Below are 21,173 nucleotides of genomic sequence, written 5' to 3'. Positions count from 1 at the left end.
CCAGCAGCAGGGTCTCGGCCTCGCCTGCGGTCATCCCGGTCAGCCGGGTGCGGTAGCCGTCCAGCAGCGCGAAGCCGCCGCCAGGACCGCGATCGGCATAGACCGGCACCCCGGCGGCCGAGAGCTCGTCGATGTCGCGGTAGACGGTGCGCACCGACACCTCGAACTCCGCCGCCAGCGCCTGGGCGGTCAGGCGGCCGCGGGACTGCAGCAGCAGCAGGATCGACAGCAGGCGGTTGGCGCGCATGGTTCGAGCATAGCCGAAAAAATCCTGACATTGGATGTCAGCTGGGCGCCGGCATCCTCCGTCGCATCGCCATTCCATGACGGAGAGACCGATGACCGCGCTGTTCGCCAAGCCCGCCCCCGGCACCGACCCCAGCGTCCCGGACTCGGCCGGCGACCGCCGCGACGATTTCGGCCCGCTGTTCGGCCGCTGGTCGGTGTCGCACCGCCGGCTGCGCCGCCGCCTGGCCGGCGACATCCATTGGGACGAGTTCGCCGGCGCCTCGGAGATGCGGGCGCTGATCGGCGGCCTGGGCACGATCGACGACAACATCCTGGAGCTGCCGGCCGGGACCTATCGCGCCGCCACGCTGCGCCTGTTCGACGCGGCGTCGAAGCTGTGGTCGATCTGGTGGTTCGACGGCCGCACCCTGCAGATGGACGAGGCGCCGCTGCGCGGCCGGTTCGAGAACGGCGTGGGCACCTTCTTCGGCGACGATGTCTGGGAGGGCACGCCGATCCGGGTGCGCTTCATCTGGTCGGAGATCACCGGCCATTCGGCGCGCTGGGAGCAGGCCTTCTCGACCGATGGCGGCGCCAGCTGGGAGACCAACTGGATCATGCGCTTCGAGCGCACCGGGCCGTAATCTGGGCTCAACCGTCCGGTTCCTCCATACTGGCTTCGTCGAGGGGTGGAGGACGGATTGATCAGGGACCAGTTGCCGAAGGACGACGCCGTGGTGCGGCAGCTGGTCGAGGACGCCTTCCGCGGCCGGCCCTACAGCGACGGCCGCGAGCCGGCGATCCTCGACGCCCTGCGGGCCGCCGGGGCGCTGACGGTGGCGCTGGTGGCGGAAGAGGACGGCGAGATCCTCGGCCAGGTCGCTTTCTCGCCCGTCGCCATCGATGGCGCGATCCGGGACTGGTACGGGCTCGGACCCGTGGCGGTGCGTCCGGACCGGCAGGGACAGGGCGCCGGCCGGGCCCTGATTCGCGCCGGGCTGGACCGGATTCGCGCCCTCGGCGCCCAGGGCTGCGTCCTGGCCGGCGCGCCAGGCTACTACGGCCGCTTCGGCTTCACCGCCGATCCGCGGCTGCAGTCGCCCGGCATCCCGCCCCAATACTTCCTGGTGCTGCCCTTCGGCGCCGAGGTGCCGGGCGGGACGGTGACGTTCCACCAGGCGTTCGACGCCGAGCCCTAGGCGCAGGGCGCCGCCCGGGCCATGCCGCCGAAGGCGTCGAGCAGCCGGTCGCGCCAGGCGAAGACCGGGTCGTCGGGCTGCAGCAGCTCGACCGTGCTGGTGCAGCGGGCCCACATCAGCATGCCGAACACGCAGTAATCGGCATAGGCCGGCGCCGGCCCGGCGATGAACGGAGTGTTGGCCAGGGTCCGCCGCAGCGGCGCCAGGGCCTGGCGGAAGGCGGCCAGATGCGCCGGCCGGTCGGCGGTTGCCTCCTCCAGCGTCCGCCCGAACCGGGTCTCGCGCGAGCTGCGGAAATAGTCGCGGTCGCAGTCGTGCAGGCGGCCATGGATGTCGAGCAGGATGACGCGCGCGATCGCGGGGGACAGGGTCATGTCGGCCCAGTCGTTGACGAAGCGCGCCGGCGCAATGGCTTCGGCGCTGCCGAACAGCGACGGCCGGTCGGGGAAGCGCTGCTCCAGATGCAGCGCGATGCGCCAGGAGTCGGAGATGGTCTCGCCGTCATGCACCAGCACCGGCACCAGCCCCTGGCCGGAGAAGGCGATCGCCTCCTTCTCGGTGAACCGCCAGGGCAACCGGTCGGCCTCCAGCCCCTTATGGGCCAGGGCCATGCGGGTCTTCCAGCAATGCGGGCTGAAGCGCAGCGCGGCATCGGCGCCGGCCAGCTCGTAGAGGGTGAGGGTGTCGGGCATCGTCAGTCGCAGCTTGGGGAATCAGGCCGCCATCTTCCGACCACGGCCTCGAGGTTAACAACCCCGCCCGGACGCAGAGCGCCGATGCGAAGGCGTCCCGATTGCGCCTCCGACTTATTTCTGAAATGGAAATTATCCGGGTTGCCCGACCCGGCATCCTGAAATATGAGTCTGACCAGGTGCCGCTCTCGCGAACGAAGAGCGGCCAACGGGGGCAAGATGGGGCGAGGCACCGGAGAGCTGGATCTGCGTGGGCGCGATGCCTCGGAGCTGCTGCGCCTGATCCACCGCCGCGGCGGTGCCAGCCGGATCGAGGCGGCGCGCGAGCTCGGCCTCAGCGCCTCGGCCATGACTCCCCTGGTCCGCACCCTGATCGACCACGGCCTGCTGCGCGAGACCGGCGCCAAGGCGTCGGGCGGCGGCCGGCCGCGGATGATGCTGGACCTCGACCCGGACTACGGCACGCTGCTGGGCCTGCATCTCGGCGCCGACACAGCACAGCTGGTGATCGCCGACCTGGCCGGCACGCCGAACCAGAGCCCGATCCCCCTGCCCGCCCCGGCCAATGACGACCCGTCACCGCTGGTCGACGCGCTCGACCGCCTGCGCCGTAAGGGCGGCCCCGGCTGGGACGCGCTGGCCGCCGGCGGCGTGGTGCTGGGCGAGGTCGGGCCGCGCCGGGCCGAGGTGATCGGCGCCGGCCAGCGCCTGACAGCGGCGCTGCAGGATGCCTTCGGCATCGGTGTCGCGGCCGAGACCCCGTCCAACGCCATCGTCGTCGCCGAGCGCATGCTGGGCCTGGCCCGGGCCTATGAGAACTACGCTGTCGTGAGCCTGCAGAACGAGATCGGCTCCGGCATCTCGATCAATGGCGACGTCTATCGCGGCAAGGGCCAGGCCGGCGAGATCGGCCACCTGTCGCTGGCGCCTTATTCCGGCGCCGCCTGCCGCTGCGGCAAATGCGGCTGCCTGGCCTCTCTCGCCTCGCTCTCCGCCATCTCGCGCCAGGCGCTGAAGCGCGGCCTGTCCGACGACATCGCCGTCCTGGCCCATATCGCGTCGCAGGGCGACCCGGAGGCGATCGAGATCTTCGACTGCGCCGGGCGCTGGATCGGCCAGGCCCTGGCCCAGGTCGCCAACCTGTTCGACCTGGAGGCGATCGTGTTCCGGGCGCCGCAGCCGGCGCTGAACATCTACCTGCTGAAGGCGCTGAACGAGAGCTTCCGCGCCCATGGCTACAATTTCGACGAATGCCGCACCGGGATCGTCATCAGCCCCGACGAGGGCGACGGCTATCTGCGCGGCGCGGTCGGCCTGGCCCTGGATCTTCTCTTGCGCCAGGGCGGGATGAGACGCCCGCCCTGATCCTCCGGTATCGGGGCGTCCGAAGCCAAGCAACACCAGCCAGCCACGGGAGGTGAGACATGAACCTGCGCAGCATGCGGCTCGGGCCGAGCCTTTGTGTCCTCGCCATTGCCGCCGGCCTCGCCGGGCCGGCCCTGGCCGAGACCACCGAGATCCGCTTCTTCATCCCCGGCGCCAGCGAGGAGCGGAACCAGAAGCTGCTGGGCGAGATCGTCGCCGGCTTCCAGGAGAAGAACCCGGACATCACCGTGAAGGTCGAGGGCGTGGGCTGGGACGAGGCGTTCCAGAAGCTGTCGACCGACTTCATCGCCGGCCGTGCCGCCGACGTCGCCTATATCGGCACCCGCAACGTCGCCGAGTTCTCGATGATGGGTGCGATCCAGCCGGTGGACGGGCTGGTCGACGCCGAGACCCTGGGCCGGATCCCCGAGCCAGTGCGCGTCGCGGCCCAGTTCGGCGGCAAGCAGATGGCCGTCCCGATGGCCTTCTCGACCCAGGCCCTCTACTACCGCACCGACCTGATCCCGACCCCGCCCAAGACCTGGGACGAGCTGGTGGCGACGGCCAAGGCGGTGACCGAGAAGAACCCCGGCATGTATGGCTACGCCACCGCCGCGGCCGCGCATGTCACCCTGGTCAGCCAGTTCCTGAACTTCGTCTACCAGAACGGCGGCGAAGCCTTTGATTCGTCAGGCGAGACCAAGATCAACAGCCCGGAGGCGGTGGGCGCGCTGCAGTTCTATGTCGACCTGTTCCAGAAGGACAAGGTCGTGCCCAACCCGCTGGAGCTGAACCGCGAGCAGCACCCGCCGCTGTTCGCCCAGGGCAAGATCGCGATGATGGTCAGCGGCCCCTGGGGCAAGGCGATCATGGGCCTGGACCCGGACAACAAGACCGCCCCCTACGCCGTCGCGCCGCTGCCCTGCGGCAAGGAATGCAAGGGCGAGCTGGTCTCCGACAGCCTCGCCATCTCGGCCAAGAGCGAGCATCCCGAGGCGGCCGGCAAGTTCGTCGCCTATCTGCTGCAGCCCGACATCCACGCCAAGTGGGACGCGACCAGCGGGCTGGTGCCGCTGCTGGCGGAGGAAGAGCAGATGGACACCTTCAAGACGCCGTTCTGGCAGACCTTCATCGCCATGAAGGCCAACGGCTTCGCCCAGCCGACGCCGAGGGCCTGGCAGCCCTTCGAGAAGATCCTGGTCGAGGCGGTGCAATCGGCGATCCTGGGCAAGGCGACGCCGCAGGAGGCGCTGGACGCGGCGGCGGAGAAGATCCGCAAGGCCCGCATCGAACCGCGCGCCTGACCCCGTGGTCGCGCTCGCCTCCGCCACGCCGCGCCGGGCGACTCGGACCCGCCCCTGGTCGCCGGACCGGGCGCCCTGGCCCTATCTGGCGCTGCCGCTGCTGCTGATCGCGGCGCTGCTGGGCCTGCCCGTCCTGCGCATCTTCTGGCAGTCGGTGCACCATGTGGTGCTGACCGCGCCCTGGGAGGGCAACGACTTCGTCGGTGCCGAGAACTTCCTGGCGCTGGTGCAGGAGCCGGCCTTCCTGCGGACGCTGCAGCTGACGGTGGTGTGGACCGCCTGCTCGGTCGGGGTGAAGCTGCTGATCGGCCTGGGCGGGGCGCTGCTGCTGCAGCGCCCCTTCCCCGGCCGCAAGGTCTATCTGGCCCTGTTGCTGCTGCCCTGGGTGACTCCGGCGGTGATCGCCGCCATCTCCTGGCGCTGGGTGCTGGACGGCCAGTCCGGCTGGATCAACGCCGTGCTGCTGGTGACCGGCGCGATCCGCGAGCCGATCTCGTTCCTCGGCCAGGAGACCACGGCCTTCGTCGCCACCGTGGTGGTCGACGCCTGGCTGGGCATCCCGTTCATGGTGGTGACGCTGATGGCCGGGCTGCAGCGCATCCCCGACGACACCATCGAGGCGGCGCGGATCGATGGCGCCGGCCCGGTCCAGATCTTCCGCCGCATCACCCTGCCGCTGCTGCGGCCGGTGTTGATGACCTGCGTGCTGCTGTCGACGGTCTGGACCTTCAACTCCTTCCAGGTGATCTGGCCGTTGACCAAGGGCGGCCCGGCTGGCGCCACCGCCACCCTGCCGATCCAGATCTACGAGACCGCCTTCGGCAGCTTCGACTTCGGCACCTCCTCGGCCATGGCCGTCGTGATCTTCGTCATCCTGATGTCGGTGTCGCTGCTGTACTGGCGCGTGCTGAAGGGAGGCGAGGAATGACGGCACGCCGCACGCTGCCCGAGATCGGCCGCCACGGTGCGCTGATCGTGCTGCTCGGCTTCCTGCTGCTGCCGGTCTGGGTGATGCTGAAGACCTCCTTCACCCCCTATGACCGGCTCTATGTCTGGCCGCCGGAGTTCCTGCCGCGCAGCCTGGATTTCGGCAACTACGCCCGCGCCCTGTTCGGCCAGTACCGCGTGATCGAGGCGCTGGGCAACAGCTTGATCATCGCCGCCGCCGCCGCCGCCATCTCGACCAGCTTCGGCTTCCTCGGCGCCTACGGCCTGGCCCGGTTCCGCTTCACCGGCCGCACCGCGCTGCTGTTCCTGGTGCTGGCGACGCAGATGCTGTCGCCGGTCGTCATCGTCCTCCCGCTCTATGAATTCATGATCGCGGCCGGTCTGCTCGACACCTACCTCTCGGTGATCCTGTGCAACACCGCTTTGGCCACGCCGATCGCGATCTGGCTGCTGCACGGCTTCCTGCTGGGCATCCCGCGTGAGCTCGAGGAGGCGGCGATGGTCGACGGCTGCTCGCGGCTGAAGAGCCTGTGGCACATCATCTTGCCGGTGGTGCGGCCGGGGCTGGCGATGACCGCGATCTACACCTTCATTCATGCCTGGAGCGACCTGATCTTCCCGCTGGTGATGCTGACCGACGACGGCAAATGGCCGGTCACCCTGGCCCTGACCCGCTTCGTCGGCGAGAACGTGATCCGCTGGGACTATCTGATGGCCGCCGGCGTCGTCACCACCCTGCCCGCCGCCATCCTGTTCGCCCTGGTCCAGAAGCACTTCACCCGCGGCATGGTCGCCGGCGCGGTGAAAGGTTAATCCTCGCTCTCAACCATCGTTCGAGCCGAAAGCCAAGACCGATGTCCAAATCCCTGAAATCCCAGCAGATCCGCGTCGCCGTGATTGGCGCCGGCAACCGCGGCATCGAGGCCTATGGCGACTATATCCGCCGCCGTCCCGACCAGGCGCGGATCGTCGCCATCGCCGACCCGCGGGCCGACCGGCTGCAGGACGCCGCCGCCCGGCACGGCCTGGCGTCCGAGCATCTCTATACCGACTGGCGCGACCTGCTGGCGCGTGAGACCGAGCTGGATGCGGTGCTGATCACCACCCCGGACGCGCTGCATCTCGAGCCGGCGCTGGCCGCGATCCGCCGCGGCCTGGGGATCCTGCTGGAGAAGCCGATCTCGCCGACCGAGGAGGAGACCCGCACCCTGGCCGAGGCGGCCCGGGAGACCGGCGCCGACGTCACCGTCGCCCATGTGCTGCGCTACACCGCCTTCTTCTCCCGCATCAAGGAGATCCTGGACCGTGGCGTGATCGGCCGGCTGGTGACGCTGCGCCAGACCGAGCACATCGGCTACTGGCACTTCGCCCACAGCTTCGTGCGCGGCAACTGGCGGCGCGAGGAGGAGTCCAGCCCGCTGATCCTGGCCAAGACCTGCCACGACCTGGACATCATCCGCTGGCTGGCCGGGGCACCGTGCCAGGAGGTCTCCTCCTACGGCTCGCTGGCGCATTTCCGGCGCGAGAACGCGCCCGACGGGTCGACCGACCGCTGCGACGAGGGCTGCAAGGTCGAGCGCGTCTGCCCCTATTCCGCCCAGCGCATCTATCTGGAGAAGTTCAAGCCGGCCGATGCCTGGCCGCACAAGGTGCTGAGCCTCGACACCTCGCCCGACGGCATCCGCGCGGCGCTGCATGAAGGCCCCTATGGCCGTTGCGTCTATCGCTGCGACAACGACGTGGTCGACAACCAGGTGGTGGCGATGCGCTTCGCCAACGGCGTCAGCGCCACGCTGAACGTCAGCGCCTTCACCGCCGAGAACACCCGGACGTTGCATCTGATGGGCACGCATGGCGAGATCGCCGGGCATCTGGAGAAGAACGAGATCACGGTGATCGACTTCCGCACCGACGACGTCACCACCATCCGACTGACCGCGACCGGGGATGGCGGCCATGCCGGCGGCGACGACCGGCTGATGGCCGAATTCCTGGGCCGGCAGATCCAGCGCCGCGGCCGCAGCCAGGTGAATGTCGCCCTGACCTCGCTGGAAGAATCGCTGGACAGCCACTTCATGGCCTTCGCCGCCGAACGCTCGCGCCGCACCGGCACCGTGGTCCGGCTGTGACGGGCCGATCTTGAGCGACGGCTCGGCGGGCGGAGCCGGGACGCGGCCGGATCACGACCGGCTGCGCGCCGTGGCCGCCCTGTCGGCGCATTACGGGGTCAGCGGCATCCTGACTCCGTATCTGCCGGTGTGGCTGGCGGCCAGCGGCCTCGCGGCCGACGCGGTCGGCTGGACGATGGCCGCTGGCTTCGCCCTGCGCGCCGTCTGCATCCTCGGCTTCGGCATGGTCGCGACCCTGCTGCTGCCGGCCGGCGGCGTGGCCGCCGGCGCCGCGCTCGCCGCCGCGCTGGTGCTGGTCGCGGCCACGCTGATCGCCGACCCCGGCACCATCGGCCTGCTGTCGGTGCTGGCGGTCGGGCTCGTCTACGGCTCGATCCCGCTGATCGAGAGCTTCGCCAACACCGTCACCCTGCGCAGCGGCCATGGCTATGGCCGGATGCGGGCCTGGGGGTCCTTCGCCTTCATGATCGGCAATGTCGGCATGGGCGCGCTGCTGATCCTGCCCCACGGCGCCGCGCTGCTGCCCTTCATCACCGCCGGCCTGCTGCTGTGCCTGTGCCTGTCGGTGCTGGGCCCGACCTGGCAGCCGCCGACGCCGCGCCTCGACCCGCGCGCCGCCGCCGCTGCCCTGGCGGTGGCGGCGCCGCTGCTGGCGCCGGCCCTGCTGCTGCAGGCGTCGCACGCCTTCTACTATTCCTTCGGCACGATCTGGTGGATCGACCATGGCGTCGCCAAGGGCAGCACCGGCATCGTCTGGGGCGCCGCGGTCGCCGCCGAGATCGTGGTCTACCGCTACGCCGCCCGGCGGCTGGAGACCATCCCGCCGGCGACGCTGCTGGCGGTGTGCTGCGTGGTCGCGATCGGCCGCTGGCTGCTGCTGGCGACCAACCCGTCTTTGCCGCTGATCATCCTCAGCCAGTTCGGCCACGCCATGACCTTCGGTGGCGCCTATCTGGCCGCACAGACCGTGATCCGCACCCGGATCCGGCCGGAGCTGCACTACATGGCCCAGGCCGGCTATGCCTTCCTGACCACCTTCGTCGGCCTGGCCGGGACCACCGCGCTGATTCCCTGGGCCATGCGCGTCACCGGCGCCGATCCCTGGCTGTTGATGGCCGCGATCGCCGCGGCGGCGCTGGCCTGGCTGGGCCTGACCCGGGTCGCCCGCCCCGCGCCATAGTGTTGCCGCGGTCACCGGACCGCTTCCGCCCATCGGCGAAGCAGGATACAACTCCGCCCGCCCGCCTGCCCTTCCCATAATCGCAAAGCAGACCGCGTGCCTGCCTCCAAACTGTCCGCGACCCGCGCCCTGGTCTATCTGGGCGCCATCTGCCAGCGCCGCGCGCCGTGGGTGATCGGCGCCGCGCTGGTTTTGTCGGTCTGTGCCGTGCTGGTGGTGATGCACCGCCTGTCGATCAACACCGACACCGGCAAGCTGATCGACCCCGACCTGCCCTGGCAGCAGGACAACGCCGCGCTCGACAAGGCGTTTCCGCAGAACACCAACCTGCTGGCCATCGTCATCGACGGCAAGACGCCGGAGCTGGCGGAAGCCGCGGCGACGCAGCTGACCAAGGCGCTGGCGGCGGAGCCGTCGCTGTTCAAGACAGTCCGCCGCCCGGATGGCGGGCCCTTCTTCGATAAGAACGGCATCCTGCTCCTGCCGTTGAAGGAGGTGCAGCAGACCGCGGACGACATCATCGCCGCCCAGCCGCTGCTCGCCGGCCTGGCGGCCGACCCGACGCTGCGCGGACTGCTCAACGTCGTCCAACTGTTTCTGCAAGGCGTCGAGAGCGGACAGGCGCCGCGGTCGCGCGTGCAGCCGGCGCTCACCCGGATGGCGGCGACGATCGATGCCAACCTGACCTCGGCGCATGTGGTGCAGCCGCTGTCCTGGCAGTCGCTGCTGTCGTCGGGTCCGCCGTCGCCGCGGGCGCTGCGGCGCTTCGTGCTGGCGCAGCCGGTGCTCGACTACGGCGCGCTCGAGCCGGGGGCGAAGGCCACCGACTTCGTCCGCGCCACGGCGGAGAAGCTGCACCTGACCCCGGATTACGGCGTTACCGTGCGGCAGACCGGCAACATCCCGCTCAACGACGACCAGTTCGCCAGCGTCAGCGAAGGCATCGGCGTGTCGACCACGGTGTCGGTGGTGCTGGTGCTGGGGCTGCTGCTGCTGGCCCTGCGCTCCTTCGCCATGACCGGGGCGATCATGGTCACGCTGTTCGTCGGCCTCTTGCTGACCGCGGCCTTCGCGGCGCTGGCCGTGGGTGCCCTGAACCTGATCTCGGTCGCTTTCGCTGTACTGTTCGTCGGCATCGCCGTCGATTTCGGCGTCCAGCTCTGCATCGCCGTGCGAGCCAAGCGCACCACCGCCCCCAATATCTTCGCCGCCACCAACGCCGCCATCCGCCGCGTCGGCGCCGCCCTGTTCCTGGCCGCGCTGTCCGCCGCCAGTGGCTTCTTCGCCTTCCTCCCGACCGACTATCGCGGCGTCTCCGAGCTCGGGCTGATCGCCGGCGTCGGCATGCTGATCGCCGTCACGCTCAACCTGACGCTGCTGCCGGCCTTGTTGGCGGTGCTGCCGGTGCGAGCCGAGCCGCGCGAGGTCGGGTGGCAGGCGCTGGCCCCGGTCGATCATTTCCTGCTGAAGTACCGGCGCTGGGTGCTGGCCGCCGGTGCGCTGCTGGCACTGGCGTCGCTGGCGCTGATGCCGCGGCTGACCTTCGACTTCAACCCGCTGAACCTGGTCGATCCGCGCTCCGAAGCGGCGTCGACGATGCTCGAGCTGATGCGGGATCCGCTGACCACTCCGAACACCATCGACATCCTGACCCCGTCGGTCGAGGCCGCGGCGGCGCTGACGCCGAAGCTGCAGGCCCTGCCTGAGGTCGATACCGTGCTGTCGCTGAACAGCTTCGTGCCCGGCGACCAGGAGGCCAAGCTGGCGATCCTGTCCGACCTCGCCCTGCTGGTCGGCCCGGTTCTGGACACCCCCGCGGCGGCGGATCCGCCCTCCGACGCCGCGATCCGTGCCGCCGCCACCAAGACCGCGGCAGCGCTGCGCGAGATCGGGCCGGAGCCGGACAGCCCCGAGCGGCGCCTGGCCGACGGGCTGGACCGCTTGGCCAAGGCCGATGCCGCCACGCTGACGCGGGTCGGCGAGGCGATGCTGGGTGGGCTGCCGGCGACGCTGGACCGGCTGCGGCTGCTGCTCTCGGCCGGCCCGGTCACCTTGGCCGACCTGCCGAAGGAGCTGAGGGAGACCTGGGTCGCGCCGGACGGCCGGGCCAAGCTGACCGTCTTTCCCAAGGGCAATGCCGTCGACAACGCCGTCATGGAGCGATTCGTCGACGCCGTCCGCAAGGTCGCGCCGCACGCCACCGGCACCGCGGTGACGATCCAGGAATCGAGCCGCACCATCGTCGACGCCTTCATCACCGCCGGCATCCTGGCGACCGTGATGATCGCGCTGCTGCTCGCGGTCGCGCTGCGCCGGCTGCGCGACGTGCTGCTGGCGCTGACGCCGCTGCTGCTGGCCGGGCTCCTGACGCTGGCGACCACCGTCGTCACCGGCATGCCGATCAACTTCGCCAACATCATCGCCCTGCCGCTGCTGCTCGGGGTCGGCGTCGCCTTCGACATCTACTTCGTGGTGAACTGGCGCGCCCGGCGCGGCGAGCCGCTGCAGTCCAGCACCACCCGCGCCATCGTGTTCAGCGCCCTGACCACGGCCTCGGCCTTCGGCAGCCTATGGCTCTCGCCCCATCCCGGCACGTCGGGCATGGGTGAGCTGCTGACGATCGAGCTGCTGTTCACCCTGTTCTCCGTGCTGGTGTTCATGCCGGCGCTGCTCGGGCCGCCCGCGCCACCACGGCGCCATCATCCAGCCCCACCGTGAAGCCAGGCTTCACCGAGCATGCGGATCAGGACCGGTGACGGCCCGGCCGGATGCGGCTAATCTCGCCGGGCCGCGGCTCCCGCGGCCCCGCTGGCGCCCCGGGTCTCGGCGACCAACAAGATGCGGCCTGACGGAAGGGGAACAAAGTTTTTCGTCAGGTGGTTGTTGCCGCACAGGCCGCAGGATATTGTTCGCATTCTAACTTTCTTCCCCGTCGCGGGGTTGGGTCGATCCGAGCCGCGAACGGAAATGTGCCAAGCTAGATCACCGACTTTCGGTTTGCTTACGGGATCGGACCGGACATGCCGTTGCGCTCATCCTCTCGCCCTGTCGCCCTCGGCATGGCCGTGCTCATCGCCGCCACCGCCCTGAGCGGCTGCGCCACGCCGCCGACCGACCCGGCGCAGCGGGCGGAGTTCGACCGGATCAACGATCCGCTCGAGCCGATGAACCGGGCGATCTTCGACTTCAACCAGGCGCTCGACAAGAACGCCATCCGGCCGGTGGCGATCGCCTATCGCGACACGGTGCCGGAATTCGCCCGCGACGGGCTGCACAACGCGCTGCAGAATTTCGGCGAGCCGGTGGTCTTCCTCAACAAGGTGCTGCAGGGCGAGCCGATCGCCGCCATCAAGACGTTGCTGCGCTTCATGGCGAACTCGACCTTCGGCCTCGGCGGCTTCTTCGACGTCGCCACGCCGCGCGGCGTGGTCCGGCAGCAGGCCGGCGATTTCGGCGCCACGCTGTACAAATGGGGCATCGGCGACGGCCCATACCTGATGCTGCCCCTGCTCGGCCCCTCCAACCCGCGCGATGCCGTCGGCTTCGCGGTTGATTCGGTCAGCAGCCCCTGGGGCTACATCGTCAACATCCCGACCGAGGCGAGCATCGGCCAGTTCGTGTTCAAGGGGGTCGATGTGCGGTCGCGCACGGTAGACGCCACGGACGAACTGGAGCGCAACTCGGTCGATTACTACGCGACGCTGCGCAGCGTGTTCCGCCAGTACCGGCAGGCCGAGCTCGACGGCGGTCAGGCGCCGTCGGGCGGCGACCTCTACACCGACCCCGCCGGAGCAGCGGCGGCCGGCGGTGCGGCTGCCCCGGCTGCGGCCGGCGCCGTCCCAGCCTCGCAGCTGCCGGATATTCCTTGATCGACAGGCGGGCGGGAGCAGCGCTCCCGCCCCGATCGAAGCCTATTTCTTCGGCGTCAGCTCGGCGATCTTGCCTTCGATCAGCTTGATCAGCGCGTCACCGCCGCCGCTGCGAAGGGTTGCTCCGAATTCCGACCGGTAGTTGGCGAGCTGGCTGATCGTGCCGTTCAGGTAGATGTCGATGATCTGCCAGTTCGGCCCCCGCAGCCGATAGTTCAGTGGCACCGGATCCGCATTCGGCCGCACCAGCTTGGTGTTGACCACCTGGTCGCCGCCGCTGACCGGCTTGGCGTCCTCGGCCTGGAAGCTCTCGCCGCTGTAGCCGTTGAAGCGGGCGGCATAGGTGGTGATGCTGAAGCGGCGGAAGGCGTCCGTCACCTTCTGCTGCTGGGCCGCGCTCAGGGTCGACCAGTCCGGACCCACGGAGATTCGCGCCATCAGCGGCAGGTTGAAGGTCTGGTCGAGCACCGGCGCGAGCTTCTGGTAGCGCCCTTGGAAGCCCAGCGAGGCGGCGTTCTTCATGACATCGAGCAGGGCGCTGTCGAGAGTCTCGATCACTTGGCGCGGCTCCGCGGCCTGTGCCGCCGGCGCCACGAAGGGCAACGGCAACAGCAGTGCGAAGGCCAGGGCAAAACGGCGGGGAAGGTCAGGCGAGCGCATGGTTGTCTCTTCCGATTCGGAACATTGGGGTCCGCCGCCAACCGGCTTGCGACGCGGCACAATGGCCCATGATGTCCTCAACCCGCTCCTTTGCCGAGAAGTTCCGACCGCCGCGGCGTCGGAATTCGGCTGTGACGGCCAGCACATCGGCCGATGCGGCCATTTTGATAAAGATCAATCGAAACCTATTGCACGTCCCGGCCGTGGTCACGTTAGTGACACGCAAAGTTGGCGCGTAGTATGGTCCAAATTGAGAGCGATTCACTCTGGCGAATCCCTAGCCCCAGCCAGAACATCAAGGTGCGGAATGCGGATCATCTTGGCCCAGCCGCGAGGCTTTTGCGCCGGCGTCGAGCGCGCGATCGAGATCGTCGAGCGCGCGCTGGAGATCTATGGCCAGCCTGTCTATGTCCGGCACGAGATCGTGCACAACCGGCACGTGGTCGAGAGCCTGCGGGCGAAGGGCGCCCGCTTCGTCGACGAGCTGGACGAGGTGCCGGCCGGCAGCATCACGATCTTCAGCGCGCATGGCGTCGCCCGATCGGTGGAGAACGATGCGGCACAGCGTGGGCTGCAGGTGATCGATGCGACCTGCCCGCTGGTGTCGAAGGTGCATATCGAAGGCCGCAAATACGCGGCGCAGGACCGCACCGTCATCCTGATCGGCCATGCCGGCCATGCCGAGGTCGAGGGCACCACCGGGCAGATCCCCGGCGGCGTCACCCTGATCTCGACAGTCGAGGAGGTCGCGGCGCTCGAGGTGCCGGATCCGGAGCGGGTCTCCTACATCACCCAGACCACGCTCAGCGTCGACGATACCAAGGCGGTGATCGACGCGCTGACGGCGAAGTTCCCGGCGATCGTCGGGCCGGACACCAAGGACATCTGCTACGCCACCCAGAACCGCCAGGGGGCGGTGCGCGAGCTGGCGCAAATGGTCGACGTGCTGCTGGTGATCGGCGCCCGCAACAGCTCGAACTCGAACCGCCTGCGCGAGATCGGGGCCGAGCTCGGCGTGCCGAGCTATCTGATCGACGACGCCTCGGCGCTGGATCCGGCCTGGCTGGCGGGCAAGGAGGCCGTGGGCATCACCGCCGGCGCCTCCGCCCCCGACAGCCTGGTGCAGGAGCTGGTCGAGACCCTGCGACGTTATGGCGAAGTCGAGGTCTCGACGCTGCAGGGCGTCGATGAGAATATCCGTTTCCGCCTGCCATCCCAATTGACCGCACCGGTGCCTGCCGAGTAGGCAGTGTCGCTTGGCTCGGGTTTCAGCCGACAGTTTTGCGAAGGTCCCCATGGGTATCCCGCTTCAACAGCAGATCCGTATCGGCGCTTACCTTCTGAAGAACCACCTGATGGGCACCAAGCGGTACCCGATGGTTCTGATGCTGGAACCGCTGTTCCGCTGCAACCTAGCCTGCGCCGGCTGCGGCAAGATCGACTACCCGGACGAGATCCTGAACCAGCGCCTGTCGGTGGCCGACTGCCTGCAGGCGGTGGATGATTCGGGGGTGCCGGTGGTCTCGATCGCCGGCGGCGAGCCGCTGCTGCACAAGGAGATGGCGGAGGTGGTGCAGGGCATCATCGACCGCAAGAAATACGTCTATCTGTGCACCAACGCGCTGCTGATGGAGAAGAAGCTCGATCAGTACAAGCCGAGCCCGTTCCTGATCTGGTCGGTGCATCTCGACGGCGACCGCGAGGACCACGACCGGTCGGTGTGCCAGGACGGCGTCTACGACCGAGCGGTGAAGGCGATCAAGGCCGCCAAGGCCCGCGGCTTCCGCGTCAACATCAACTGCACCCTGTTCAACAACGCCGATCCCGAGCGCGTCGCGAACTTCTTCGACGACGTCAAGGCGATGGGCGTCGATGCCATCACCGTGTCGCCCGGCTACGCCTATGAGCGGGCGCCGGACCAGCAGCACTTCCTGAACCGCCAGACCACCAAGCAGCTGTTCCGCGACATCTTCAAGCGCGGCGACAGCGGCAAGCGCTGGTCGTTCAGCCAGTCGTCGATGTTCCTCGACTTCCTGGCCGGCAACCAGACGTACCACTGCACGCCCTGGGGCAACCCGACCCGCACCTATTTCGGCTGGCAGCGTCCCTGCTACCTCCTCGGCGAGGGCTACGCCCAGACCTACAAGGAGCTGATGGAGGAGACGGACTGGGACAAGTACGGCACCGGCAATTATGAGAAGTGCGCCAACTGCATGGTGCATTCGGGCTATGAGGCCAGCGCGGTGAAGGACATGTTCCGCAACCCGCTGAAGGCCTTCATTGTCGGCATGCGCGGCATCCGCACCGAAGGGCCGATGGCGCCGGAGATCTCGCTTGAGCGGCAGCGCCCGGCCGAGTTCGTGTTCTCCTCCCACGTCCAGAAGGCGCTGGAGAAGCTACGGCACACCCCGAAGGTCGCGGCCAAGGGCGCCGGCGGCGGCAAGTAGCGCCGCCATCGCCGCGCTGCTCTGCCGCCCCAGGCGGATCAGCGCCGGCAGCTGACCAGGGCTGCGGGCCAGAGCCCGCAGCACCGGCCCGATCGCCGGGCGTCCCTCGCTGTCGAGGCCGACCAGAGCCGCCGGCGGCAAGCCATGCGCCGCCGGGTCGGCCACGGCCCGCAGCACGCCGAAGGGCAACCCCGCTTCCGTAGCGGCCTGCGCGACCGCGGCGCTTTCCAGATCGACGATGACGGCGCCGCTATCGCGGTACAGCCGGGCCTTGGCCGCGGCGGTGTCGACGATGAGGTCGCCGCCCCAGACATCCCCACGAGTGGCGCCCGGCAGGGCCGCTGCGAGCCGCGCCGCCAGGTCCGGATCGCAAGGATAGGCCACTGCGCCCGTCGCCACGGCTGTGCCGATCACCAAAGCCCCGGTCGCCAGCTCCGGCGCCAACCCGCCGGCGATGCCGAAGCTGAGCAGCGCTGTGGCGCCGCTGCCGACGAGGTCTCGCGCCAGCTGCTCTGCCCGGGCCGGATCGCTGGCCGCGCAGGCGACCAGCGGCGAGATCCGCCGCGCGATCTCCGCCTCCCGCGCCAGTCCGGTCAGGATGCCGAGCATGCGAACGGCCCAGTTTCTTTTGTGTGTCCCCCCTCCCCTCGCGGGAGGGGGGTAGGGGGAGGGGGTTCGTGCCGCCAAAGCAGACCGGCGCATTCTGCCCCAAAAGATAATCCGTTCCGCCGCTCAGGCGTGGGCGCCTTTCGATCGACAACCCCCTCCCCCTGCCCCCCTCCCGCAAGGGGAGGGGGGACTAAAGAGGGCTGAGTTGCTTGCAGAAGAGACAGCCCGCCAGCCGTCAGGTGGCCGCGCCGGCGCGATTCCGGGTGGTCTCTCACATCCCGACCTCGACCCGGCCGCTGTTGCTGTCGCGCAGGCGGCGATAGCGGGACAGGGCCCAGGTCGGGAAGAAGGCCGGGTAGCCGTGGTAGCGCAGGTAGAACACGCGCGGGAAGCCGACTGCGGTGAAGCTCGGCTCGTCCCACAGCCCGTCCGCGCGCTGATGCGCCGACAGCCAGGCGACGCCGCGTTCGACCGCCGGATGCCCCGCCTCGCCCACTGCCATCAGCCCCAGCACTGCCCAGGCGGTCTGCGACGCGGTCGAGGTGGCCGGCGTCATCTCCGGCTTACCCTCGTAATAGCTGTCGCCGCTTTCGCCCCAGCCGCCATCCTCGCGCTGCTGCGCCGCGAGCCAGTCGACGGCCCGGCGGATCATCGGGTCCTGCGGGTCCATCGCGATCGCATTCAAGGCGCATAGCACCGACCAGGTGCCGTAGATGTAGTTGGTGCCCCAGCGCCCGAACCAGGAACCGTCACGCTCCTGCTCCTGGCGCAGGAACTCCACGCCGCGCGCCACCGCCGGGTCGTCGATGCGCCGGCCGAGCTGGCCCAGCATGCTGAGGCAGCGCGCCGTCACGTCGGAGGTCGGCGGGTCCAAGAGCGCGCCATGGTCGGCGAAGGGAATGTGGTTGAGGTAGTGATAGGTGTTGTCGACCTCGAAGGCCGCCCAGCCGCCATTCTTGCTCTGCAGTCCGAGCAGCCATTCGACGCCGCGGTCGATCGCCTCGCGATAGCGCTCCGGGTCGGCCCGGTGCATGGCCATGACCACGACCGCAGTGTCGTCGAGGTCCGGATAATGCGCGTTGTTGTACTGGAAGGCCCAGCCGCCCGGCCGCACGTCGGGCCGGCGCTCGGCCCAGTCGCCCTTGACGTCCAGCACCTGGCGCGGCACCAGCCAGTCGAGCCCCCGCTTCGCCCGGGCCACCGCCTCAGGGTCGTCGGATTCCAGCAGCGCATGCGCGGTCAGCGCCGTGTCCCAGACCGGCGACAGGCAGGGCTGCGCGTAAGTCACGCCGTCGACCGTGTCGACCAGCTTTTCCACCGAGGCCCAGGCGATCTTCAGGTCCGGATGGTCGTCTGCATAGCCGAGGCATTTGAACATCATCACGGAATTGGCCATGGCCGGGTAGATCGCGCCCAGCCCGTCCTCGCCGTTCAGCCTCTCGGTGACGAAAGCGACCGCCTTCTCAATCGATTTCTGCCGGCGCGGGAAGAACAGCTCGATCGGCCGCAGCACGCCATCCAGGCGACGGAAGAACCGGCCCCAGAAAGTGCCGTCGACATGGACATGCCAGTTCTTCACCTGCTCCGGCGGCTCGACCATCAGCTCCTGGATCGACAGCGCCCCGGGATTCACCGGACGCGGCTTCTTCGCCATGATCACCAAGAGCGGCACGATCACCGTGCGGCTCCAATACGACACCTTGTTGAGCTGGAACGGGAACCAGGACGGCAGCACCATGATCTGCACCGGCATCACCGGCACGGCGCGCCACGGCACCTGCTCGAACAGCGCCAACAGGATGCGGGTGAAGACGTTGGAGCGCGCGGCGCCGCCGGCGGCCAGAATGGCGGCGCGGGCGCGGGCCATATGTGGCGCGTCCGGGTCGTCGCCCGCCGCCTTCAGCGCGAAATAGGCCTTCACGCTGGCGCTGATGTTGAGCGGGCCGTCATGCCATAGCGGCCAGCCGTCATGCACCTTCGACTGGATGCTGCGGATATAGGTTGCCAGCAGCGCCTCCTTCTCCCGGTCGACCACGCCGAGGAAGTGCTTCAGCAGGATGTACTCGGCCGGGATGGTGGCGTCGGCCTCCAGGATGAAGGCCCAGTGGCCGTCCTCACGCTGCAGGCCGAGCAGCCCGCCGACGCCGCGGCCGATCGCATCGTCGAGGCTGGCGCGGGTAGGCCCGGCGAGGTCTTCGCTCTGGAAGGAAGGGCTGGAGATGGTCATGGGGACGGATCTGACGGCTGACGGGACAGGGAGGCGCCGGGCTGGTCGTAGACGCGGCCCTTCCAGGCCCCGCCGACACCGGCCCAGTGGCGCCGCGCCGAATCGATGGTGGCGCCGAGATACACCACCGCGGCAAGCGGCAGGAAGGGCGCCCACAGCGGCGAGCGCCGGTAGAAGCGCAGCATCGGCACGTAGATGCCGATCATGATCGCCCAGGCGGCCAGGGCGACATAGCGCGCCGCCCCCTCCCCCAGGATCGTCAGGGCCGGCGGCGCGACATAGGTGACGATCAGGCCGGCGACGGTGCCGAGCAGCAGCCAGGGCGAATAGCGCAGCTGGGTGTAGGCGGTGCGGGCGACCATGCGCCAGATCTCGCCGACATCGCCATAGACGCGCAGGCTCTCCGCCTCGTCGGTGAGGTCGAGCCGGATCCGGCCGTCGCGCTTGAGCGCCGCCGCCAGGGTGCAGTCGTCGATCAGCGCGTCGCGGATGGCGGCGATGCCGCCGATCCGAGCCAGGGCCTCGCGCCGCACCAGCATGCAGCCGCCGGCCGCGCCCGCGGTGGCCTTGTCCGACCGGTTCACCCAGGCGAAGGGGTACAGCATCTTGAAGAAGAAGACGAAGGGCGGCACCAGCCAGCGCTCGGCGAAGTCGAGGCAGCGCAGCCGCACCATCAGCGACACCAGCTCGAGCCCATCGGCCTCGCCGCGCGCCACCAGCTGCGCCACGTTGGCCGGCCGGTGGACGATGTCGCCGTCGGTCAGCAGGATCCAGCGCGCCTCGGGGTCGGCCCGCTCCGCCGCCGCGATGCCCTGCGACACCGCCCACATCTTGCCGACCCAGCCGGGCGGCAGCGGCGCGCCGGAGATCACGGTCAGGCGGTCGGGCGCGCCCGCCGCCTCCGCCGCGGCCCGGGCGAGATCGGCAGTGCCGTCGGTCGACTGGTCGTCGACCACCACCACCTGCAGCCGCCCCGGATAGGCCTGGCGCAGATGCGAGCCGACCGCGGCGCCGATGCCCTCGGCCTCGTTGCGCGCCGGGATCACCACGACCACGCCGGGCCATTCGGCCGGCGGCGGCGCGGCGGGTGCGGTCGCGGTCTCCCAGAACCGGCCCTGGGCCAGCCACAGCTTGAGCCACGCGGCGAGACTCGCGAAAGCGAGGATCAGGCCGATCATGTCAGGTAGCCATTGGCCCGGAACCAGTCGAGCGCATCGACCAGGGCCTGCCGTGCCGGCCGCGGCCGGTAGTCCAGCGCGCCCCGGGCCTTGTCCGAGGAGAAGTACATGGTCTTGCGCGCCATGCGCAGCGCGTCGCGCGTCACCATCGGTTCCTTGCCGGTGAAGCGCGACACCGTCTCCGCCGCCAGCGCCACCGGCCAGATCGGCCCCAGCGGCAGCCGGATCTTCGGCGCCTTGCGGCCGACCAGGCCGGCGATCTCGGCCAGGATGGCGGAGAGCGCGAAATCCTCGCCGCCCAGGATGTAGCGCTCGCCCGGCACGCCGCGGGCGAAGGCGGAGAGGTGACCCTGGGCGACATCGTCGACATGGACCAGGTTCAGCCCGGTGTCGACGAAGGCCGGGATGCGGCCGGTCGCGGCTTCGACGATGATCCGCCCGGTCGGGGTCGGCTTGACGTCGCGCGGCCCGATCGGGGTGGAGGGGTTGACGATCACCACCGGCAGCCCAGTCGCGGCCGCCGCCTCGCGCGCCGCATCCTCGGCCAGGAATTTGGAGCGCTTGTAGAGACCGATCATCTGGCCTTCGGTCGCGATCGTGGTCTCGTCCGCCGGCCGGCCATCGGCGTGATGGCCGAGCGTCGCGACGCTCGAGGTGTAGACGGCGCGGCCAACTCCAGCCATAGCGGCGGCGCGCAGGATCGCCGCAGTGCCCGCGACATTGGTGCGCAGCATCGCCTTCGGGTTCCGGACCCACAGCCGATAGTCGGCCGCGACATGGAACAGCGCGGTGCAGCCCTTCAGCGCCGGCGCCAGCGAGGCCGGGTCGTCGAGGTCGCCGGTCACCGGCTCGGCGTCGAGCCCGGCCAGGTTGCGGCGATCGCTGTTCGGGCGCACCAGCGCCTTGACCCGATGGCCTTCGGCCAGCAGCGCGCGGGCCACGGCCGAGCCGACGAAGCCGGTGGCCCCGGTGACGAGGGCGATCTCGCTCATTCGTCCCCGCGGGGATCTGCCGGAAGCTTGGCCTGTCGCGGCATTGTCATCATGGCGGCGACACTGTCGAACCGGACCGGCGACCGCAACCGAAAAAGCCGTAAGTCACCCCTGCGTGCGGCCCTTCGTCATCGGCGTTTGCCTTG

At 69.6% G+C, this 21,173-nt stretch carries 19 protein-coding genes; 12 read left to right on the top strand and 7 right to left on the bottom strand.

All coding sequences use genetic code 11. The annotated features are described in order from the left end of the window. Positions 1-247, bottom strand: a 247-nt coding sequence (locus FFK22_RS25925; protein WP_143956873.1) for a YafY family protein, incomplete at its 3' end; no start/stop codon positions are given. A 91-nt stretch (positions 248-338) separates the two neighbouring features. On the opposite strand from FFK22_RS25925, the gene FFK22_RS25920 reads away from it, so the two are divergent. Both FFK22_RS25920 and FFK22_RS25915 read left to right on the top strand, forming a co-directional pair. Continuing rightward, positions 339-872, top strand: a complete 534-nt coding sequence (locus FFK22_RS25920) for a hypothetical protein (RefSeq protein WP_221938854.1) — start codon at positions 339-341, stop codon at positions 870-872. 57 nt (positions 873-929) lie between these two features. Continuing rightward, positions 930-1,427: a GNAT family N-acetyltransferase gene (locus tag FFK22_RS25915; protein ID WP_138888241.1), complete on the top strand. Its 498-nt coding sequence runs from the start codon at positions 930-932 to the stop codon at positions 1,425-1,427. Here the strand turns inward: FFK22_RS25915 and FFK22_RS25910 are convergent. Further along, a complete protein-coding gene (locus FFK22_RS25910; RefSeq protein ID WP_138888242.1) occupies positions 1,424-2,119 on the bottom strand; it encodes a glutathione S-transferase family protein in 696 nt (231 codons plus the stop codon). The genes FFK22_RS25915 and FFK22_RS25910 overlap by 4 nt on opposite strands. A 219-nt stretch (positions 2,120-2,338) precedes the next feature. Between FFK22_RS25910 and FFK22_RS25905 the strand changes: the two genes are divergently transcribed. The 8 genes from FFK22_RS25905 to FFK22_RS25870 all read left to right on the top strand — a co-directional run bounded on the left by FFK22_RS25905 (position 2,339) and on the right by FFK22_RS25870 (position 12,914). Next, positions 2,339-3,484 (top strand): ROK family transcriptional regulator, encoded by a 1,146-nt coding sequence (locus FFK22_RS25905; protein ID WP_186002650.1) that lies wholly within the window; start codon positions 2,339-2,341, stop codon positions 3,482-3,484. A gap of 59 nt (positions 3,485-3,543) precedes the next feature. Next, positions 3,544-4,788: a sugar ABC transporter substrate-binding protein gene (locus tag FFK22_RS25900; protein ID WP_138888244.1), complete on the top strand. Its 1,245-nt coding sequence runs from the start codon at positions 3,544-3,546 to the stop codon at positions 4,786-4,788. A 4-nt stretch (positions 4,789-4,792) separates the two neighbouring features. After that, a complete protein-coding gene (locus FFK22_RS25895; RefSeq protein WP_138888245.1) occupies positions 4,793-5,716 on the top strand; it encodes a carbohydrate ABC transporter permease in 924 nt (307 codons plus the stop codon). Next, the gene (locus FFK22_RS25890; RefSeq protein WP_138888246.1) at positions 5,713-6,549 is read left to right on the top strand and encodes a carbohydrate ABC transporter permease; all 837 of its coding nucleotides are present in this window, start codon (positions 5,713-5,715) and stop codon (positions 6,547-6,549) included. The genes FFK22_RS25895 and FFK22_RS25890 overlap by 4 nt, the downstream gene beginning before the upstream one ends. A gap of 41 nt (positions 6,550-6,590) precedes the next feature. Continuing rightward, positions 6,591-7,865, top strand: a complete 1,275-nt coding sequence (locus FFK22_RS25885; protein ID WP_138888247.1) for a Gfo/Idh/MocA family protein — start codon at positions 6,591-6,593, stop codon at positions 7,863-7,865. A 10-nt stretch (positions 7,866-7,875) separates the two neighbouring features. Beyond that, complete coding sequence (locus FFK22_RS25880) at positions 7,876-9,045, top strand: MFS transporter (protein WP_186002649.1); 1,170 nt, start codon at positions 7,876-7,878, stop codon at positions 9,043-9,045. A gap of 96 nt (positions 9,046-9,141) precedes the next feature. Further along, entirely contained in the window at positions 9,142-11,763 is a 2,622-nt protein-coding gene (locus FFK22_RS25875) for an MMPL family transporter (protein WP_186002648.1), read from the top strand. Between the two features lie 341 nt (positions 11,764-12,104). Next, on the top strand, positions 12,105-12,914 hold the full coding sequence (locus tag FFK22_RS25870) for a VacJ family lipoprotein (protein WP_221938853.1): 810 nt from the start codon (positions 12,105-12,107) through the stop codon (positions 12,912-12,914). 42 nt (positions 12,915-12,956) lie between these two features. Here FFK22_RS25870 and FFK22_RS25865 read toward each other — a convergent pair whose 3' ends face one another. Then, a complete protein-coding gene (locus tag FFK22_RS25865) occupies positions 12,957-13,574 on the bottom strand; it encodes an ABC transporter substrate-binding protein (protein WP_186002647.1) in 618 nt (205 codons plus the stop codon). A 307-nt stretch (positions 13,575-13,881) separates the two neighbouring features. Here FFK22_RS25865 and ispH point away from each other — a divergent pair, with 307 nt between their 5' ends. Then, positions 13,882-14,820 carry a 4-hydroxy-3-methylbut-2-enyl diphosphate reductase gene (gene ispH / locus FFK22_RS25860; protein ID WP_138888252.1) on the top strand — a complete coding sequence of 313 codons (939 nt, stop codon included), beginning with the start codon at positions 13,882-13,884 and terminating at the stop codon, positions 14,818-14,820. Positions 14,821-14,869: 49 nt separating this feature from the next. Further along, complete coding sequence (gene hpnH / locus FFK22_RS25855) at positions 14,870-16,021, top strand: adenosyl-hopene transferase HpnH (protein ID WP_138888253.1); 1,152 nt, start codon at positions 14,870-14,872, stop codon at positions 16,019-16,021. Here the strand turns inward: hpnH and FFK22_RS25850 are convergent. The 4 genes from FFK22_RS25850 to hpnA all read right to left on the bottom strand — a co-directional run bounded on the left by FFK22_RS25850 (position 15,971) and on the right by hpnA (position 21,027). Continuing rightward, a complete protein-coding gene (locus FFK22_RS25850; RefSeq protein WP_186002646.1) occupies positions 15,971-16,630 on the bottom strand; it encodes a nucleoside phosphorylase in 660 nt (219 codons plus the stop codon). The two genes, hpnH and FFK22_RS25850, sit on opposite strands and share 51 nt — an antisense overlap. 271 nt (positions 16,631-16,901) lie before the next feature. After that, positions 16,902-18,857 (bottom strand): squalene--hopene cyclase, encoded by a 1,956-nt coding sequence (gene shc, locus FFK22_RS25845; protein ID WP_138888255.1) that lies wholly within the window; start codon positions 18,855-18,857, stop codon positions 16,902-16,904. Next, a complete protein-coding gene (locus FFK22_RS25840) occupies positions 18,854-20,035 on the bottom strand; it encodes a glycosyltransferase (protein WP_138888256.1) in 1,182 nt (393 codons plus the stop codon). The genes shc and FFK22_RS25840 overlap by 4 nt, the downstream gene beginning before the upstream one ends. Continuing rightward, a complete protein-coding gene (gene hpnA, locus FFK22_RS25835) occupies positions 20,032-21,027 on the bottom strand; it encodes a hopanoid-associated sugar epimerase (protein WP_138888257.1) in 996 nt (331 codons plus the stop codon). The genes FFK22_RS25840 and hpnA overlap by 4 nt, the downstream gene beginning before the upstream one ends. Between the last annotated feature and the right edge of the window lie 146 nt (positions 21,028-21,173).

It is taken from the genome of Mycobacterium sp. KBS0706 (assembly GCF_005938675.2).
GTDB lineage: Bacteria > Pseudomonadota > Alphaproteobacteria > DSM-16000 > Inquilinaceae > Inquilinus.
The sequence above is the reverse complement of the archived record's forward strand: the minus strand, read 5'-3'. Positions and strand labels throughout refer to the sequence as shown.

Coding starts and splice junctions, on each gene's coding strand:
- FFK22_RS25920 (WP_221938854.1), top strand. CDS start 339: ATGACCGCGCTGTTCGCCAAGCCCGCCCCCGGCACCGACCCCAGCGTC.
- FFK22_RS25910 (WP_138888242.1), bottom strand. CDS start 2,119: ATGCCCGACACCCTCACCCTCTACGAGCTGGCCGGCGCCGATGCCGCG.
- FFK22_RS25905 (WP_186002650.1), top strand. CDS start 2,339: ATGGGGCGAGGCACCGGAGAGCTGGATCTGCGTGGGCGCGATGCCTCG.
- FFK22_RS25900 (WP_138888244.1), top strand. CDS start 3,544: ATGAACCTGCGCAGCATGCGGCTCGGGCCGAGCCTTTGTGTCCTCGCC.
- FFK22_RS25890 (WP_138888246.1), top strand. CDS start 5,713: ATGACGGCACGCCGCACGCTGCCCGAGATCGGCCGCCACGGTGCGCTG.
- FFK22_RS25885 (WP_138888247.1), top strand. CDS start 6,591: ATGTCCAAATCCCTGAAATCCCAGCAGATCCGCGTCGCCGTGATTGGC.
- FFK22_RS25870 (WP_221938853.1), top strand. CDS start 12,105: ATGGCCGTGCTCATCGCCGCCACCGCCCTGAGCGGCTGCGCCACGCCG.
- FFK22_RS25865 (WP_186002647.1), bottom strand. CDS start 13,574: ATGCGCTCGCCTGACCTTCCCCGCCGTTTTGCCCTGGCCTTCGCACTG.
- ispH (WP_138888252.1), top strand. CDS start 13,882: ATGCGGATCATCTTGGCCCAGCCGCGAGGCTTTTGCGCCGGCGTCGAG.
- hpnH (WP_138888253.1), top strand. CDS start 14,870: ATGGGTATCCCGCTTCAACAGCAGATCCGTATCGGCGCTTACCTTCTG.
- FFK22_RS25850 (WP_186002646.1), bottom strand. CDS start 16,630: ATGCTCGGCATCCTGACCGGACTGGCGCGGGAGGCGGAGATCGCGCGG.
- shc (WP_138888255.1), bottom strand. CDS start 18,857: ATGACCATCTCCAGCCCTTCCTTCCAGAGCGAAGACCTCGCCGGGCCT.
- FFK22_RS25840 (WP_138888256.1), bottom strand. CDS start 20,035: ATGATCGGCCTGATCCTCGCTTTCGCGAGTCTCGCCGCGTGGCTCAAG.
- hpnA (WP_138888257.1), bottom strand. CDS start 21,027: ATGAGCGAGATCGCCCTCGTCACCGGGGCCACCGGCTTCGTCGGCTCG.